14 protein-coding genes and 1 tRNA gene are annotated in these 15,430 nt (G+C 61.3%); 9 read left to right on the top strand and 6 right to left on the bottom strand.

The annotated features are described in order from the left end of the window. Positions 1–47: 47 nt before the first annotated feature. Positions 48–1,754, top strand: a complete 1,707-nt coding sequence (locus VJZ71_01220; GenBank protein ID HKQ46669.1) for an agmatine deiminase family protein — start codon at positions 48–50, stop codon at positions 1,752–1,754. A 94-nt stretch (positions 1,755–1,848) separates the two neighbouring features. On the opposite strand, the gene VJZ71_01215 is transcribed toward VJZ71_01220, so the two are convergent. Then, on the bottom strand, positions 1,849–3,288 hold the full coding sequence (locus VJZ71_01215; GenBank protein HKQ46668.1) for a M20/M25/M40 family metallo-hydrolase: 1,440 nt from the start codon (positions 3,286–3,288) through the stop codon (positions 1,849–1,851). Between the two features lie 215 nt (positions 3,289–3,503). Between VJZ71_01215 and VJZ71_01210 the strand changes: the two genes are divergently transcribed. After that, entirely contained in the window at positions 3,504–4,871 is a 1,368-nt protein-coding gene (locus VJZ71_01210; protein ID HKQ46667.1) for an aminotransferase class V-fold PLP-dependent enzyme, read from the top strand. Between the two features lie 48 nt (positions 4,872–4,919). On the opposite strand, the gene VJZ71_01205 is transcribed toward VJZ71_01210, so the two are convergent. Together VJZ71_01205 and VJZ71_01200 are read right to left on the bottom strand one after the other, a co-directional pair. Then, on the bottom strand, positions 4,920–5,726 hold the full coding sequence (locus VJZ71_01205; protein HKQ46666.1) for a DUF6794 domain-containing protein: 807 nt from the start codon (positions 5,724–5,726) through the stop codon (positions 4,920–4,922). Positions 5,727–5,915: 189 nt separating this feature from the next. Then, positions 5,916–5,989: transfer RNA gene (locus VJZ71_01200), tRNA-Arg, on the bottom strand. A gap of 168 nt (positions 5,990–6,157) precedes the next feature. Between VJZ71_01200 and rocD the strand changes: the two genes are divergently transcribed. Further along, positions 6,158–7,402: an ornithine--oxo-acid transaminase gene (rocD, locus tag VJZ71_01195; protein ID HKQ46665.1), complete on the top strand. Its 1,245-nt coding sequence runs from the start codon at positions 6,158–6,160 to the stop codon at positions 7,400–7,402. 22 nt (positions 7,403–7,424) lie between these two features. Here the strand turns inward: rocD and VJZ71_01190 are convergent, their stop codons facing one another. Further along, entirely contained in the window at positions 7,425–8,378 is a 954-nt protein-coding gene (locus VJZ71_01190) for a hypothetical protein (GenBank protein ID HKQ46664.1), read from the bottom strand. Between the two features lie 70 nt (positions 8,379–8,448). On the opposite strand from VJZ71_01190, the gene VJZ71_01185 reads away from it, so the two are divergent. From VJZ71_01185 to VJZ71_01170, 4 genes are all read left to right on the top strand, one after another. Then, the gene (locus VJZ71_01185) at positions 8,449–8,601 is read left to right on the top strand and encodes a hypothetical protein (protein ID HKQ46663.1); all 153 of its coding nucleotides are present in this window, start codon (positions 8,449–8,451) and stop codon (positions 8,599–8,601) included. 20 nt (positions 8,602–8,621) lie between these two features. Further along, the gene (locus VJZ71_01180) at positions 8,622–9,956 is read left to right on the top strand and encodes a cyclic 2,3-diphosphoglycerate synthase (GenBank protein HKQ46662.1); all 1,335 of its coding nucleotides are present in this window, start codon (positions 8,622–8,624) and stop codon (positions 9,954–9,956) included. A 117-nt stretch (positions 9,957–10,073) separates the two neighbouring features. After that, entirely contained in the window at positions 10,074–11,006 is a 933-nt protein-coding gene (gene argF, locus VJZ71_01175) for an ornithine carbamoyltransferase (protein ID HKQ46661.1), read from the top strand. Between the two features lie 90 nt (positions 11,007–11,096). Continuing rightward, positions 11,097–11,363 (top strand): hypothetical protein, encoded by a 267-nt coding sequence (locus VJZ71_01170; GenBank protein HKQ46660.1) that lies wholly within the window; start codon positions 11,097–11,099, stop codon positions 11,361–11,363. Here the strand turns inward: VJZ71_01170 and VJZ71_01165 are convergent. Together VJZ71_01165 and VJZ71_01160 are read right to left on the bottom strand one after the other, a co-directional pair. Beyond that, positions 11,353–12,312 carry a hypothetical protein gene (locus VJZ71_01165; GenBank protein HKQ46659.1) on the bottom strand — a complete coding sequence of 320 codons (960 nt, stop codon included), beginning with the start codon at positions 12,310–12,312 and terminating at the stop codon, positions 11,353–11,355. The genes VJZ71_01170 and VJZ71_01165 overlap by 11 nt on opposite strands. Continuing rightward, the gene (locus VJZ71_01160) at positions 12,309–13,067 is read right to left on the bottom strand and encodes an arginyltransferase (GenBank protein HKQ46658.1); all 759 of its coding nucleotides are present in this window, start codon (positions 13,065–13,067) and stop codon (positions 12,309–12,311) included. The genes VJZ71_01165 and VJZ71_01160 overlap by 4 nt, the downstream gene beginning before the upstream one ends. Before the next feature lie 95 nt (positions 13,068–13,162). On the opposite strand from VJZ71_01160, the gene VJZ71_01155 reads away from it, so the two are divergent. Together VJZ71_01155 and VJZ71_01150 are read left to right on the top strand one after the other, a co-directional pair. Next, on the top strand, positions 13,163–14,236 hold the full coding sequence (locus tag VJZ71_01155) for a TlpA disulfide reductase family protein (protein ID HKQ46657.1): 1,074 nt from the start codon (positions 13,163–13,165) through the stop codon (positions 14,234–14,236). 159 nt (positions 14,237–14,395) lie between these two features. Continuing rightward, positions 14,396–15,430 (top strand): hypothetical protein, encoded by a 1,035-nt coding sequence (locus VJZ71_01150; protein ID HKQ46656.1) that lies wholly within the window; start codon positions 14,396–14,398, stop codon positions 15,428–15,430.

The raw sequence follows: 15,430 nt of genomic DNA, 5'->3' as shown, positions 1-15,430 counted from the left end.
TTGGCATCCTGGCATGGATGTTCGGCCTCCCCTCTGGGGTTTGATGCATGCGTTATCTTAAGCGATGCTTCCTCGTTCCCACGAGCGTGTTGTTCTCTACGCTCATCGCGATCGCGCCGGTCATCGGCGGCGAGCCGGAGATCGTCCACGATGAGCCGCTATGGGTCGGCGATGAACTGATCTATCCCGAAGGCGCGACGATTCCGCGCTACATGACCGAACTGGAGCGCGAATTCCTCAAGCGTTTTCCTCATGTTCCCTCCAGTCGCGCCCTCACCGCCCCACCGACCCTGCCTATCCACTGTGTCGCGGAGTATGAGCCGATGGAGGGATTGCTGTTCGCGTGGGAGGGCGGAAGTCCCTTCGTGAACAGCAGCACCGACATCCTGCCCACCATGATCAAACATATTACCACGACCGCGGCGGCCAGGGCCTATGTCGTGGTGGATACCTCCGGCGAACAATCAACCGCCACGTCGATGCTGACCACCGCCGGCGCCAACATGAGTAACGTCCAGTTCGTCATCCGCACGACCGACTCCGTGTGGATTCGCGACTACGGCCCACGCTATATCTACCACGGCCAATGCCGGGGCATCGTCGACCACGACTACAACCGGCCTACGCGCCCCAATGACGACGCGTTTCCGTCTTACTTTTCGACGGTCAAACATCACGCCTATTACGAACACCAGCTCGTCCACGGGGGCGGCAACTACCATCTCGACGCCCTGAATCGCTCCTACGCCACGGAACTCATTTGGAACGAGAACCCCGGCCTTTCCCACACGCAGATTCACGATATCTGGCAGGATTTCCAGAACGTGGACACGCACATCTTCCCGCCGTTTCCCACGTCGGTCGATTCCACCCAGCATCTCGACATGTGGATGCAGGTCATCGCCGACGACAAGGTGGTCATCAGCGACTGGCCCAACAACGTCGGATCGACGCAGGATGTCATCTGCGACAACGCCGCGACTTACATGGCCGGTCAGGGGTATACCGTGTATCGCGTCCCGGCGCGATCACTCAGCGGCGTCCACTACACCTACACCAATGTCGTGCTCCTCAATGATGTGATCCTTCTGCCCACCTATACCAACGCAACGATTGTCTCCGCCGGTCACAACGGCCAAGCCCTTGCGACGTGGCAGACGGCCATGCCGGGCAAGACGATTATTCAGGTGAATTGCCAGGCGATGGTCGGATTGGCGGGCGTCATGCACTGCATTGTCATGCACGTGCCGATCCATCTCGGTGGCGCGAACCCCACGGCGTATCTGGAGAACTATCGCGGCGGCGAGGTGCTGACGCCCGGCGCTGACATCGAGATTAACTGGATCACTGACGACGACGTGGGCGTGGTCAACGTGGACCTCCTGCTCTCCACGGACGGCGGGGTGAACTATGACACGACGATTGCCAGCATGACCGCCGACGACGGCTCGCACCTCTGGACCGTGCCGAACATCTGCTCGCAACAGGCCCGCATCAAAGTCGTGGCCCGCAACGCCCTGGACAAGCTCGGCGTCGACGCCAGCACGTCCAATCTGTCGATTTCCGGCCCCTCGCCCGTGGGCGACATGGACTGCAACTGCCTGGTGGAACTGGCCGACGTGCCGAACATGGTCGACGCCCTGGTCGATCCCGACACGTACGGCGGCTGCGACATTGACCTCGCCGACCTGAACGGCGACACCTTCGTCGACGGCGCCGACTTACAGCAGTTCGTAAACACCATCGCCCCTTAATCTGATCGATCAGAATTTACCACAGAGGCTCCGAGGCACAGAGTACGCCGACAAGAAATTATTTATTTTCTCTGTGTCTCTGTCGCGATCCGAATTATTCCCCCAGTCGCTCCGGCATCTCCGCGATGACATACGCCGTAACCGCCATCGACGCCACGCACTGCGACAGGTCCTGCGGATTAACCTTGTCCAGCGTATCCGCGTGGGTGTGGTGGTAGTCGAAGTACTTCGACCCTTCGACGTCAAAGCCCATCAGCACGACGCCGCCGGGTTTCATCGGGCTGATATCCGCCCCCGAATGCCCCACGCTGACATCCATCCGCCCCAGCGGCGACAGCAACTTCATCAATTCGACGAGCTGCCCGGCCGCGACCGTCTGTCGGCGGCCGTCGAGGCATTCGACGGAGTACCCTTCAGGGCGAAACGCGCCGGAGTCCGACTCGATCGCCGCGACGTGCTTGGCCAGCTCGGCTTCGTGGTCCTTGGCGTATTGCTTGCCGCCCGCCAGCCCATTTTCTTCGTTCGTCCACAGCACGACGCGGATCGTCCTCTGCGGGATCATATTGAGCTTCCGCAGGACATTGATCGCCTCCATCGCAATAACACAGCCGGCCCCATCGTCGTGGGCTCCCTGTCCCGCATCCCATGAATCGATATGCCCGCCGATCACCACGATTTCTTCGGGGTGCTCACGGCCGCGCAGCTCGCCGACAACGTTGGCCGACGGGACCATGCCGTGGTCCTGGGCCCCCATCTTCAGCGTCACTTTCACCGCCTGCCCGCGCGCGGCGAGCCGGCAGATCATCTCCGCGTCCTCGGTCGAGATCGCCGCGGCGGGAATTTTTTCCTTCGCATCGGCGTACGACATCGCTCCCGTGTGCGGCGAGCGCAGGCTCCGCGCCGTCACGCTCCGCACGAGACACGCCGTCGCCCCCTGCGCGCTGGCCAGTACCGCTCCCTTGTGCCGGAACCGTACCGCTGTCCCGTAACCGGAGCCCTTGTTCGGATCGTAAGTCTGCATGGGGTTGTTGAACAAGACTATCCGTCCGCGTGCCTTATCTCCCGCCGCTTCCAATTCTTTTTCATCTGCGACAACCAGCACATCTGCGGTGAGCCCGTCGGTGGGCGTCCCTACCGATAATCCCAGGCCGGACATCACCAGTGGATAGCGATACGGCTCGACCATCGTCAGCGACTCCTCGCCGCGGACCCACTTGGGCACCATGACCGGCTCGGCGCGGACATTTTCCTGTCCGTCGGCCTTCATCGTCGCCACGGCCCAGGCGACGGCCTTATCCAGCGCCTCTGACCCGCTGAGCCGATGGCCGATCCCGTCGCATAACTCCTCCATCTTCTTCCACGCGTCGTTGCCCGCGAGCGCGGCGTCGATGATCTTCTTCGCCTGCTCCTCGTAACGCTTGCTGACCGGTTGCGTGGTTGGGTTATCGTCACAGGCGAAAGCGACGAGAGCTGCACCCAGTCCCGTGACGACGGCCAACGCCAGCACGCTGCGCAAAAGTATCTTGGTGTTCATGAAATACCCCTCAAACCTTGATATTGAGAGCACTCGCCCAACACGTCCCCGACAGGATTTGAGCCTGTAACCTGTCTACTTGAGCTAGGACTGTGTCTATTGCTTCGATTTTATTCATCCTGCACGTTCCCGCAAGCCCCGGAAAAAGGCGAATTTGATCTTGCGAACTCTCTCAGCACGATACAATCGCGGAATAGGGGTCCTGGAGCCTATCGATGGAAAAAAATCGTCGCGGTTTCCTTCGCACTGTCGCGGGGACCGGTCTCTTTGCGTATGCATGGCTGAGAGATGACTGGGCGGAGCATGTCGCCCGGGCGCAGGAGTCTGCGCCGCTGAACCAGAGACCGCAGGCGGCTGCGGGGGCGGAGGATTTCTGGTTCAACGTCCAGCAGGCCTTCGACATCGACCGCTCGATCATCAACCTCAACAACGGTGGGGTATGCCCGTCGCCGCGCGTGGTGCACGAGGCCTACAAGCGGCAGCTCGACTGGGCCAACCATGCCCCTGCGCGCTGGATGTGGGACCATCAGGACCCGCAAGTGGAGTTGGTTCGCGTGCGGCTGGCCCGGGCGTTCGGGTGCGATGCGGAGGAGATGGCCATCACGCGAAACGCCAGCGAGAGCCTGCAGATCGCGCTCAATGGGATCGACCTGAAGCCGGGCGACGAAATCCTGACCACCACGCAGGATTACCCGCGGATGATCGCCACCATCCAGCAGCGCGAGCGGCGCGAAGGGATCGTGATGAGGCAGATCAAGCTGCCCGTGCCGATCCGGTCCAACGACGAAGTGGTGAAGCTCTTTGAGCAGAACATGACGCCGAAGACGAAGGTCCTGCTAATGTGTCACATCGTGAACATCACGGGCGAGATCCTGCCAGTGCGGGACATCTGCCGCATCGCCCGGTCGCGCGGCATCCGCACGATCGTCGACGGCGCCCACGCCTTCGCCCAGTTCGCCTTTCAGTACACCGACCTGGATTGCGACATCTACGGCGTGAGCCTGCACAAGTGGCTGACGGCGCCGATCGGGACGGGTTTATTGTTCGTGAAGAAGGACCTGATTCGCAGCCTCTGGCCGCTCCAGGCGGCGCTACCTGAGAAAGATGGGGATATCCGCAAGTTCGAGGAGATCGGGACGCACCCGGCGGCGCCGCGGCTGGCGATCGCCGAGGCGCTCACGTTCTATGAGGGGATCGGCCCGGCGCGGAAGGAGGCGCGGCTGCGTTGGCTGCGAGACTACTGGGCCCGGCGATTAAGTAAGCATCACAAGGTCAAGATCCATACGAACCTGGACCCGGCGCATTCCTGCGCGATCGGGGTGTTCATGATCGAGGGCGCGGATTCGGTCAATCTCGGCGAGCATCTATGGCACAAGCACAAGATCATGGTGACGCCGATCATGCATGAGGATTTCCAGGGGATCCGGGTGACGCCGAACGTCTACACGACGACGCAGGAGCTGGACATCTTCTGCGCCGCCATTGAGAAGGTGATTGAAAAGGGCCTGCCGCCTCCGGAGCCGAAGAAACGACCGGTAATTCAGCGCGCTGCCCCGCGGGCAACGAACCGTCCCGCAATGTAGGCGAGGGCACCACAAGCGCGGACGAGCTGATTCTCGCAGAAGTTCGCGCTACTCATCGTCCTCGGCTTCACCATCGTCTTCTATTCTCTCGTCGCCTTCCTCTTCGCCCTCGGCTTGGTCGTCCTTCTGCGTCGCTGCTATTTCCCTCTGTTTCTTCCAATACGTTTGATAGAATTCGATCTGTTCCTCGAATCTGAGAGGCTGGTTGTTCAACCGCCGCCAAAAGGACGTCAGGATGATCCCTGACATATCGTCCGGGTGATGGACTCCGTGACTCTCGAAGTATTTGGCGAGCCGCGAGTTTCCCCAAAGCCCCCAGTTATTCCTGATCCAGAGGCCGAGACCGAAGTGATGAACAATAAGTTTTTCATCCGGATCAGCCTTCATCTCAGCGACCAGTTCCGGAGTCAGCATCCGTTTCAACTCCGTAAAGCATTCTTCAAGATCCGCTGGCACGTATAGACCAGTGGGCGATGTCGGATCGTGTCTCAGTGAGACTTTGTATATGAGGCCTTCTCTTACCCGCTCGTCATTATGGGGAGTTGTCCAGATTCCGTCAGGCCGATCAGGCAGGGTTTCTGTGGTCGACACAAGAATCTGAGAGACCACCTCGTAACCTAGCACAGTCTCGTTTTCTGCTCCGGCCGCCACCAGAAGCTCTTCGAGGAGGGTTGCCAAATCGACGTCCTCCAGTTTCAATGTGACCGGCTGATCCGGTTCGATACTGGCTGCCTCGAGGGCTTCCCAGTTGATGTGGAGCGGGTATTCCGATTTCTCTTGAATCAGGTCAAAGGCGCTCTCAAGCCGCTCTCCTTTGAAATCAACACTTACGCGCATCCTCCTGAGCGAGCCCATTGCGTCGCTGTAAAGCTGCCTCTTGGTCTCGATCGCGCTGTCACCGCCTCGAGTCGTGGGTTGGGCACAACCAAACATAAGGCAGACGAGAACAAGGGGCGTCAGATGACGAGGCAGCAAGCCTTGGTTCTGTAACAGCATGCAATTGGCCGAGGGGGCTCGGCAAGTCAATTCCAAACGTACTTGATACGTCCCCGACAGGAGTCGAACCTGTAACCTTCGGCTTCGGAGGCCGACACTCTATCCAATTGAGCTACGGGGACTTTTCGCCCGCCATGGCGAGCCGCTGCCATTTTATCCCCGTTGTCGGGCCCGACAAGCTGCCTTTCACGCGCGTATTGTTGACCCGCCCCGCCTACCCGCTATCATCCCCGCCGAACCGGCCCCCTTTGCCGGTCGAATCGCAGGGACGCCAACTCAGGGGACAAACCATGATCACCGCCGTCGCCAAGGACTCCAAAACCTCCGAACATCTCCGCATCGCCGACGAGTACGGGGCGCACAACTACCACCCGCTCCCGGTCATCATCGAATCCGGCGAGGGCTGCTGGGTGACGGACGTCGACGACAACCGCTACCTGGACATGCTCTCGGCCTACTCCGCCCTGAACTTCGGCTACTCTCACGAGCGGCTGATCGCGGCGGCGACCAAGCAGCTTTCCAAGGTGACGCTCACGAGCCGCGCCTTTCACAATGATCAGCTCGGCCCCTTCTGCAAGGAACTCTGCGAGATGTCCGGCTACGAATGCGTGCTGCCGATGAACAGCGGCGCGGAGGCCGTCGAGACGGCCATCAAGACCGCCCGCAAGTGGGGCTACAAGGTCAAGGGCATCGAAAAGGACAAGGCCGAGATCATCTGCGCCAAGGGCAACTTCCACGGCCGCACCGTCACCGTCGTCAGCTTTAGCACCGACGCGCAGTATCGCGACGGATTTGGCCCCTTCACGCCCGGCTTCCCGCTGGTAAACTTCGGCGATCCCGCCGCACTCGAGAAGGCCATCACCAAGAACACGGCCGCATTCCTCGTCGAGCCTATCCAGGCTGAGAGCGGTATCCTCGTCCCGCCCGAGGGGTACCTGAGGAAAGTCCGCGAGATCTGCACTAAGCACAACATCCTTTTCATCGCCGACGAGATCCAGACCGGTCTCTGCCGCACGGGCGACCGCTTTGCCTGGCAGCACGAGGGCGACGCGGCCCGACCGGACATGATGTGCCTCGGCAAGGCCCTGGGTGGCGGGATCGTCCCCATCTCAGCGATCGTCACGTCGCGCGAGATCATGAGCGTCTTCAAGCCCGGCGACCACGGCTCCACCTTCGGCGGCAATCCGCTGGCCTGCGCCGTCGCCCGTGTGGCGATCGAAATGATTGCGAACGAGGGCCTGGAGCAGGCGGCCCGCGAGCAGGGCGCGTACTTCCGCGACAAGCTCAAGGCCGTCAAATCCCCCGCCGTCAAGGAAATCCGCGGCCGCGGTCTCTTGATCGGCGTGCAAATCAAGCCCGAATACGGCAACGCCCGCGGCTTCTGCGAGAAGTTCATGGCCGAGGGCATCCTCTGCAAGGACGCCCACGAAGACGTGATTCGCTTCGCCCCGCCGCTGATCATCAAGAAAGACGAGATCGACTGGGCAATGGACCGGATCGGGCCGATCCTCGCCGAGGCGGAACCGGTGAAATAGGCCTGGCGATGAAGGCCGTCTCTTAAGACGCGTCTTCAATCGGCGCGGCTTCTGCAATGGTCGATTGTTCCACCAGCGTGTGCACCGCCATGTTCAGAAACGGCGGGTATAGTTTTTTGATGGCCAGACGATACTGATCAGTGTCGATCTGTTTGATGATTCCCGCCACCGGCAGGAATTGTTCTTTCCCTACAACGGTCTCATCGGACACCAACGACCGCTCGGCAAAGTGGTATCCGAACGTGTCGCCCTTTGTCACCCGCAGGATCGACCATTTTTCCATCGAGGCGAACTGCCGGTACACGCTCAACCGAAAGCGCACCCGCAACGCAACATCCGCGCCAACTTCCTTGATGAGGTCCTGCTCGACCTGTTCCACGGTTCGAAAGTCGTTCGTGCCGACGATCACGTCAAACCCTGTGGCGGGCTCAACCACCAGAAGGCGCGGGACTCCGACATCCGTCCCCGCAACGTTGAACGCGTGCCCGAGGTCCCGGTAACCGGGTTTCTCAAGCCGCAGACTCTTAAAGGCCTTTGACGCCCGAATTGCTTCGCGGGGAACGAGCGTCATTCCCTCGGCCTCCAGCCGGTCCACAAAAAAGCGATGCAACTCGTCGGGGAACTCCTTCCGCATCGCCTCGTCGAGCTGTATGCGAATCCGCCCGGCCCCCGCCATCGACGTCGCCAGCCCGATGGGGATGAACTCGTGAATCACGACGCCTGGCTGATTGTCGGCCAGCGATTCGAGTTTCTCCGTGACGTACTCGATGGCAAACTCGACGAGAGCCACCTTGCGATACCCCGACGTGACGGGCCCTTTCGGTTCGTGCTCCCAATAAGACGGAGCGGCGGATTTAACCTTTGACGGCTCGCCAAGGTCTGCTTCACTGAGTTTGGAAGCCGGCGCATGGCAACCGGTCAGCGCGCCGAGGAGGACAGTGATCCCGATGCGACAATACCATCTCCGTGTAAGCATGATCTCTCCCGGGTGATTTCGTCGGGGGGTGCGCGGCGCGCAGCCATCCATGGCCGACAGGGGGACAGGAATGATAGTCGGGGCGCCTCTGTTCCGCCAGTATTTGCGCATCGGCGTGCGGATCACGCCAAAAAAGGACGGTCGCGAATGCAACGACATCGATTGCGATCTTGATCCATCACTCGAAGGTTGGTATCTTCATGTTTATCTCGCCATGAGTTGATTCGCCGCGGGAGTTGTGACATGGCTGACAACGTCAAGCCCGTTTCCGTCCTCATCCTCGGCGCCGCCGGCCGGGACTTTCACAATTTCAACTGCTGCTATCGCAACGACCCGCGGTACCAGGTGGTCGCCTTTACCGCGACGCAGATCCCCAATATCGAAGGCCGCGTCTATCCGCCGCACCTCGCCGGGCCGCGCTACCCGCAGGGCATCCCCATTTATCCGGAGGAGCAAGTCGAATCGCTCATCCGGCAGTACGGCATCAACCTCGCCGTCTTTTCCTACTCCGACGTGACGCACGAATACGTCATGCACATGGGCGCGCGGGTTAACGCCGCCGGGGCGAATTTCGGCATGATCGGCACGGCCAAGACGATGCTGCCCTCCACCAAGCCCGTTGTGGCGATCTGCGCCGTCCGCACCGGCTCCGGAAAGAGCCAGACCACCCGCCATGTCGCCAAGACCCTGCGCGGGATGGGCAAAAAAATTGCGGTCTGCCGCCACCCCATGCCCTACGGCGATCTGACCAGGCAAATCTGCCAGCGCTTCGCGACGCTCGAAGACATGGATCGCTACGAGTGCACCATTGAGGAGCGCGAGGAGTACGAGTTGCACATTCGGGCGGGCAATCTCCTCTTCGCCGGAATCGACTATGAACAGATCCTCCGCGCCGCCGAGAAAGAGGCCGACGTCGTCGTCTGGGACGGCGGCAACAACGACACGCCCTTCTTCAAGCCCGACCTGCACATTGTCGTCGCTGACCCCCACCGACCGGGTCACGAGACGCGCTACTACCCCGGCGAGACGAACTTACGCATGGCGGATGTCATTGTCATCAACAAGGTCAACACGGCGAAACCGGAGGACATCGGCACCGTTGAGGCCAACGCCAAACGGCTGAACCCCAAGGCCCGCGTCATCCGCGCCGACTCAGCGATAATCTGTGATGGCCACGAGCAAATCCGAGGCAAGCGGGTCCTCGTCGTCGAGGATGGCCCGACGCTCACCCACGGCGAAATGCGCTACGGCGCCGCCCACGTCGCGGCCGAGCAATTCGGCGCTGCGGCGATCATCGACCCCCGCCCCTACGCCGCTGGCTCAATCAAAGCCGTCTTCGCCAAATACCCGCACCTGACCGACATCCTGCCCGCGATGGGTTACGGTCGCGAGCAGATGAACGATCTCGAAGCGACCATCAACGCCGCCCCCTGCGACCTCGTCCTCGTCGGCACACCGATCGACCTCGCCCGCCTCCTCAAACTCAACAAGCCCGCCCTCCGCGTGGCCTACGAACTCGCCGGCGACGGGGCTGAGAAGCTCGCATTAGTCCTAGGTAGTCACCCGCGCTTCAAGTAATGCGCTCTACCGTAGCGTTCGCTCGTGTCACGAGTCGAACCTTTTCAACAGTCATTGTCCCCCCCGCCTTTGTTCCGTAATATTCTCGCCCGTAATAGCAAAAAGGAGTACGAACACATGAGCGCGCTCAAATCTCGCAGCCTAGCCTCCATGAAGGACCTCACTCCCGATGAGCTGGGACAAATTCTCACCACCGCCGCAGCCGTCAAGAAAAAACCCGCCGAGTATCGCCAGAAGCTCGCGGGTAAGACACTCGCCATGATCTTCCAAAAGCCCTCCCTGCGGACCCGCGTCTCCTTCGAGGCGGGCATGACGCAGTTGGGCGGTCACGCGATCTATCTCTCTCCCAACGACATCAGCATTGGCCAGCGGGAGACGACCGAAGACATCGCGATCGTCCTGTCGCGGATGGCCGACCTCATCATGGCCCGCACCTTCGGCCACAACATCGTGACCGACCTCGCCAAGCACTCGCGCGTCCCCGTCATCAACGGCCTCTCCGACCACGAGCACCCCTGCCAGATCCTCGCCGACCTGCAGGCAATCCAGGAGCGACGCGGCAAGCTCGCCGGTCTCCGCTGGGTCTATTGCGGCGACGGTAACAACGTCGCGCATTCGATCATGCTCGGCGGCGCGCTCGCCGGGATGCACGTCACGATCATCGCCCCCCAGGGCTACCAACCGAAACCAGAGGTTCTGGCCGACAGCCAGGCGATCGGCAAGGAAACTGGCGGCAGCGTCAACGTCAGTAGTGACATGCCGGGCGCGGTCAAGGGCGCGGACGTCCTCTACACCGACGTCTGGGCGAGCATGGGCCAGGAAGCCGAGGCCGCCGCCCGCAAGAAAATCTTCGCCGGCTACACCATCGACATGAAAGTGCTTTCGCTCGCCAATCCCGACTGCGTCCTCCTGCACTGCCTCCCCGCGCATTACGGCGACGAGATCACCTACGATGTGACGCGGACGAAGAACTCCGCCATTTTTGACGAGGCCGAAAACCGCCTGCACGCGCAAAAGGCATTGATGCTCCTGCTCGCCGGAGCGGTCTGATTGACGCTACAATGTCCCGTAGGGCGGGTTCTGCCCGCCGACACTTGTGGCGGGCCGAGCCCGAACTAATTCGATCAGCCCGGAGGTCTCATGAGCTTTGAAGAACGTGCCGATGCGGTCGTGGCGGCGCTCGATGCCGAGGAATTGAAGCTTGTGTACCGCGTGCTGCATCAGCACTTGGGCGACCACCCCGAGCTGATGGACACCGACTTCCTCATTGAATTGCAGACGTATCTCCAGCGCCAGGCCAAAGCCGCCGGCGTCGATATCTCCGACCATTCCGCTTGGGACCGCTGGATCGGCAACGTGGGCGTGTCCTGCGACATCCGTAACCCCCGCCGCCGGGTCATTGAATAACCGCCGCCCCCCGCTGCTCCAACGCGATAATCAAATCCAAGACCGCCGGCAGCTCCTTTTGCAACTCAGCCGGTCCGTTCGACTCACGCGCCAGCGGCGCCAGGAACTGCACCTGCTCCTCGAAGATCGCCGCGTATTGCTCGACCGCCGCCGCCTGATCAGCCGAAGCGGCGCCACAGTGCAGTCGAAAGAACTCCACCGCTCGCCTGCGACCAGTCACGAATGACTGCACCAGACGCGAATGCCAATCCGCACCAGAATCCTCCATCGCCGCCGCCCGCCACTTCTCCAACGCCACCACGCCCGTCACCACGCGATACTTCACGGGCAGCCGATCGGCGAGCACCGCCGCAGCGCGATTAAGCGCCACATCGATGATCGCCGGCGGAGGCGGAGTCGTCTCTCGATATTCCTGTACCGTGTATATCTGCACCGGCGCGGCCGCGAGCGCCACCGTCCGCCCGCCCGAGTAGATGGAGCGTCCGAGACATTCGCCTCGCGACGGATCGTAATCTGTAATGACTCCCCAAATCGCCCGCTGCGGCGCCGGCCAGCCCATCCATGCCAGCGCCGGGTGTTCGTGGTCCAGCGCCGTTCGCACTAGGGGCAGGTAGCTGTCCGTAAAGTGATCCTCAAACTCCGGCGGAGGCAGCGGCAATGGCGCCGCATCCGGTGGGTGAAGATCGCGCAGCTCCAGACCGTACAAACGAGCCGCTGACTCGAGGAATGCGTGCCGCCCATAGGTGTTCCACTGTTCTCCCGGCCGGGCCTCGGCGGCGTAAGTTAAAAGAAACGCATCACCCAAAGCCGCCGCAAGCTCGTCGCGAGGAACGCATCGACCGTAGGCGGAAAGCACCGCTTCCAGGCTCAGGAGAAGCGATTGCGACGGGTCGTCACACTCATGGACCTTCAGCGTCGAAAGCCGGCGCTTTTCAATTCCTGTCCTCATGGCAAAGCCCCCTCCGCGCGCGGTCTCCGCCACACCCCGTCCCGCCCCAGCAACTCATACGGCCGGTACTGGGCCTTGTAATTCATTTGGCGACAATCCTGAACGTAGTACCCGACATACCAGTACGCCAACCCCTTCCGCCGACATTCCTCAATCTCGCACAAGGCGCTGAAGACCCCCAGGCTGCGCTGGGCATGGATCGGATCGAAATAAACATAAACGCTGGACAGGGAGTCCGGACAGACGTCCACAATCCCCACCGCCGCCAGCCGCTCTCCAATCCAGTAACACATCTCGAGGGTAAAGGTTCGCCCGGCCTCTTCGAGCGGCGAGTGGTAAAGAAATTCCTCAAAATCCTCCCGCTCGTCGCCCCCCACGTCGTCGTGTTGCCATAGACGGTATTCGTGGTAGAGGCGCCATTTCTCATCCGTCGCTCTTGGCACGTCAATCGTCACGCGGACATCGGCGTTGCGCCGTTGCACCCGCCGCTGCGAACGACTGGGCGCGAAATCCCGAACCGGCACGCGGATCGGTATGCACTCCCGGCACCCCTCGCAAATCGGACGATAGACAATACACCCGCTGCGGCGAAACCCGGCGTCCATGAGCCGTTGATAGCTTTCCGGGGCCAATTGCCGGCTCAGCATGTATTCATGAGTTGCGGTCCGTCCCGGCAGATAGGCGCAGGGCCCCGACTGCCCCTGATACAGGGGCAGGGCCGGGCGTACGGTCGTGTCAAAGGCTGGCCGATCCACGGTAAATAGGATAGCATTCTACAGGGATGGCGTAGCTGCCGCCCGGCCACGAGCCGAACGGATGGGAACTGACCACCCTGTTTGAAAAGGACAACATGACACGATACTCCCTGCTTCTTGCGACCACGTTCGCGGTATTATTTCCTTCCCTGGTTCGTGCCGCCCCGCAGATCGGCGACAAGGCCCCGCCGGTGAAAGTCGCCAAGTGGATGACCCTGGCGCCGCCCGCCCTCCCTAACGACAAGGGCGCCGAGAAGCACATTTTCCTCGTCGAATTCTGGGCGACGTGGTGCGGTCCGTGCATGAAGAGCGTTCCCCACCTCGCCGAGCTTCACCGGAAACATCAGAAGGACGGTCTCGTGGTCCTCGGGATCAGCAACGAAGAGCCTGACACGATCGCCAGCTTCTTAAGCGGCAAGGCCAAGAAGTTGAAGCTGGAGATGCCCTACTTCGTCGGCTCCGACGAAGACATGGACACCCAAAACGTCTGGATGAAAGACGTCGAAGGCATCCCCTACGCGTTTGTCGTCGATAAGACCGGCACCATCGTGTGGACCGGCAACCCCCTCGCCGACACCAAGGTCATGGACGATACCATCAAACAGGTCCTGACCGGCAGCTTCGACATCGTCGCCGCCAAGAAAGCCGCGGCTAACGCCAAGAAGGCCAACGAGTTGATGGGTGAGCTTCGCGCCGCTTACGGGAACCAGGACAAGGAGCGGGTCTTCAAAATCCTTGATGAGATCATGGCCCTCAAGCCAAACGACATTCAGGCGTACTTGATCAAGAAGCAACTTCTCGCCGAATTCGACATGGAGGACCAGATCCCCGCCTGGGAGGCCAAGATCGAAGTGGCCATGAAGGACTCGTCCGACGGTCTGCTGCAGCTTGCCGCCGTCGAATTGGAAAAGCCGCTCTCCGATCGAAACGCCGCCATGCTCTATCGCAGCGTCAATCGAGCCAACGAACTGACCAACGGTCAGGACGCCGAGGCCCTGCTCTTACTCGCGCAGACCCAGTGCACCATGGGCATGATCGACGCCGCCATCGCCACCCAGAAAAAAGCCATCGACCTGACCACCGGCGAACAAGCCGAGGAATTCAAGCGTGTCCTCAAGTACTACGAGACGTCAAAGGAACTCGCCCAGTCCGTAACCCAAACACAATAATCAGGGGACCTGCCGCCTTCGGCGCTCTCGATCCCTCGATCCCGGCGGATTCGCAATCGCTTTTTGTGCGACACGCTTTGATACCCCTGCTGTGCCGCGTATAATCCATCGTCGCCCACGACCGAACACACCGGACAGCCCGTAATGGAGCCCCTTCCATTGCCCCCCGCGACCTTCGAGCCACCCGCCAATGCCGATGCACTTTCGCCTCAGCCCAAGGCCGGAGGTTACGTGCAGACTGTCGGCTCCGCGGGTATCAGCCTTCTCGTTCACGCTTTCATGGTCCTTCTGCTGGGGCTCGCCACATGGGCCATCGGAGGCACCATCGAGCCCTCCGATCGCGACTTTAAGGTGCACGTGGTCTCCGCGGTGGAATCGACCGCGCCCGGCGGAGGATTTCAATTCCCCGGTTACGCCTACATCGAGCGGCCGGATTCCTCGAAGGCCGCCGAGTTCAAGAGCGATTCGACCGACCTTTCCGATCTTTTGAAGCAGGAACAGCCTCCCATCGAGGCCAGTTCGGTACCTACCGGCGCGGGACTGGCCGACGCCGCCGGAGAACTGCGCCGAGGCGATGTGGTGGGCATCGGTCTCGATTCCGCATCGGGTCAGGGTGGCCAGGGAACCGGTCTGGGAGATCGGGATCTCGCCGGCGGCGGTCCTGTGGGAAGCCTGTGGGGCGTCGGCGAAGGCCAGCGGGCGCGCTCGATTGTCTATGTCATGGACCGCAGCGGGTCCATGAGCGACACGTTTGGCCTGCTCCAGCGCGAATTGAAACGGGCCATCGGCTCGCTGGAGCGCGACCAGATTTTTGAGGTGATCTGGTTCAACGAGGGCAAGCCGACGGAGTTATTTTCGCGAATGAAGCCCGCGACCCTCGCCAACAAACAACACGCCTTCGCTGCCATCGGCCGCATCGTGCCCAGCGGCCAGACCGAGCCGGTGGCCGCGATACGGCTCGGCCTGGGTTACAAGCCGGACGTGCTGTTCCTGCTTTCCGACGGCGACTTCGGCGAGGAAAACAAGAACATCGTCCGAACGATCCGGCAGTTCAACCGAAACCGGCAATCCACGATCAATGCGATACTTTTCGTGTATGACACAATGGGCGAAGGCGAGCGGGTGCTCCGGGCCATCGCCGAATCCAACGGCGGCGTGTATAAGCATGTCACCGAAGAGGACCTCCGCCGCTAA

The organism is Phycisphaerae bacterium (assembly GCA_035275405.1).
Taxonomy (GTDB): Bacteria; Planctomycetota; Phycisphaerae; order UBA1845; family UTPLA1; genus DATEMU01.
The sequence above is the reverse complement of the archived record's forward strand: the minus strand, read 5'-3'. Positions and strand labels throughout refer to the sequence as shown.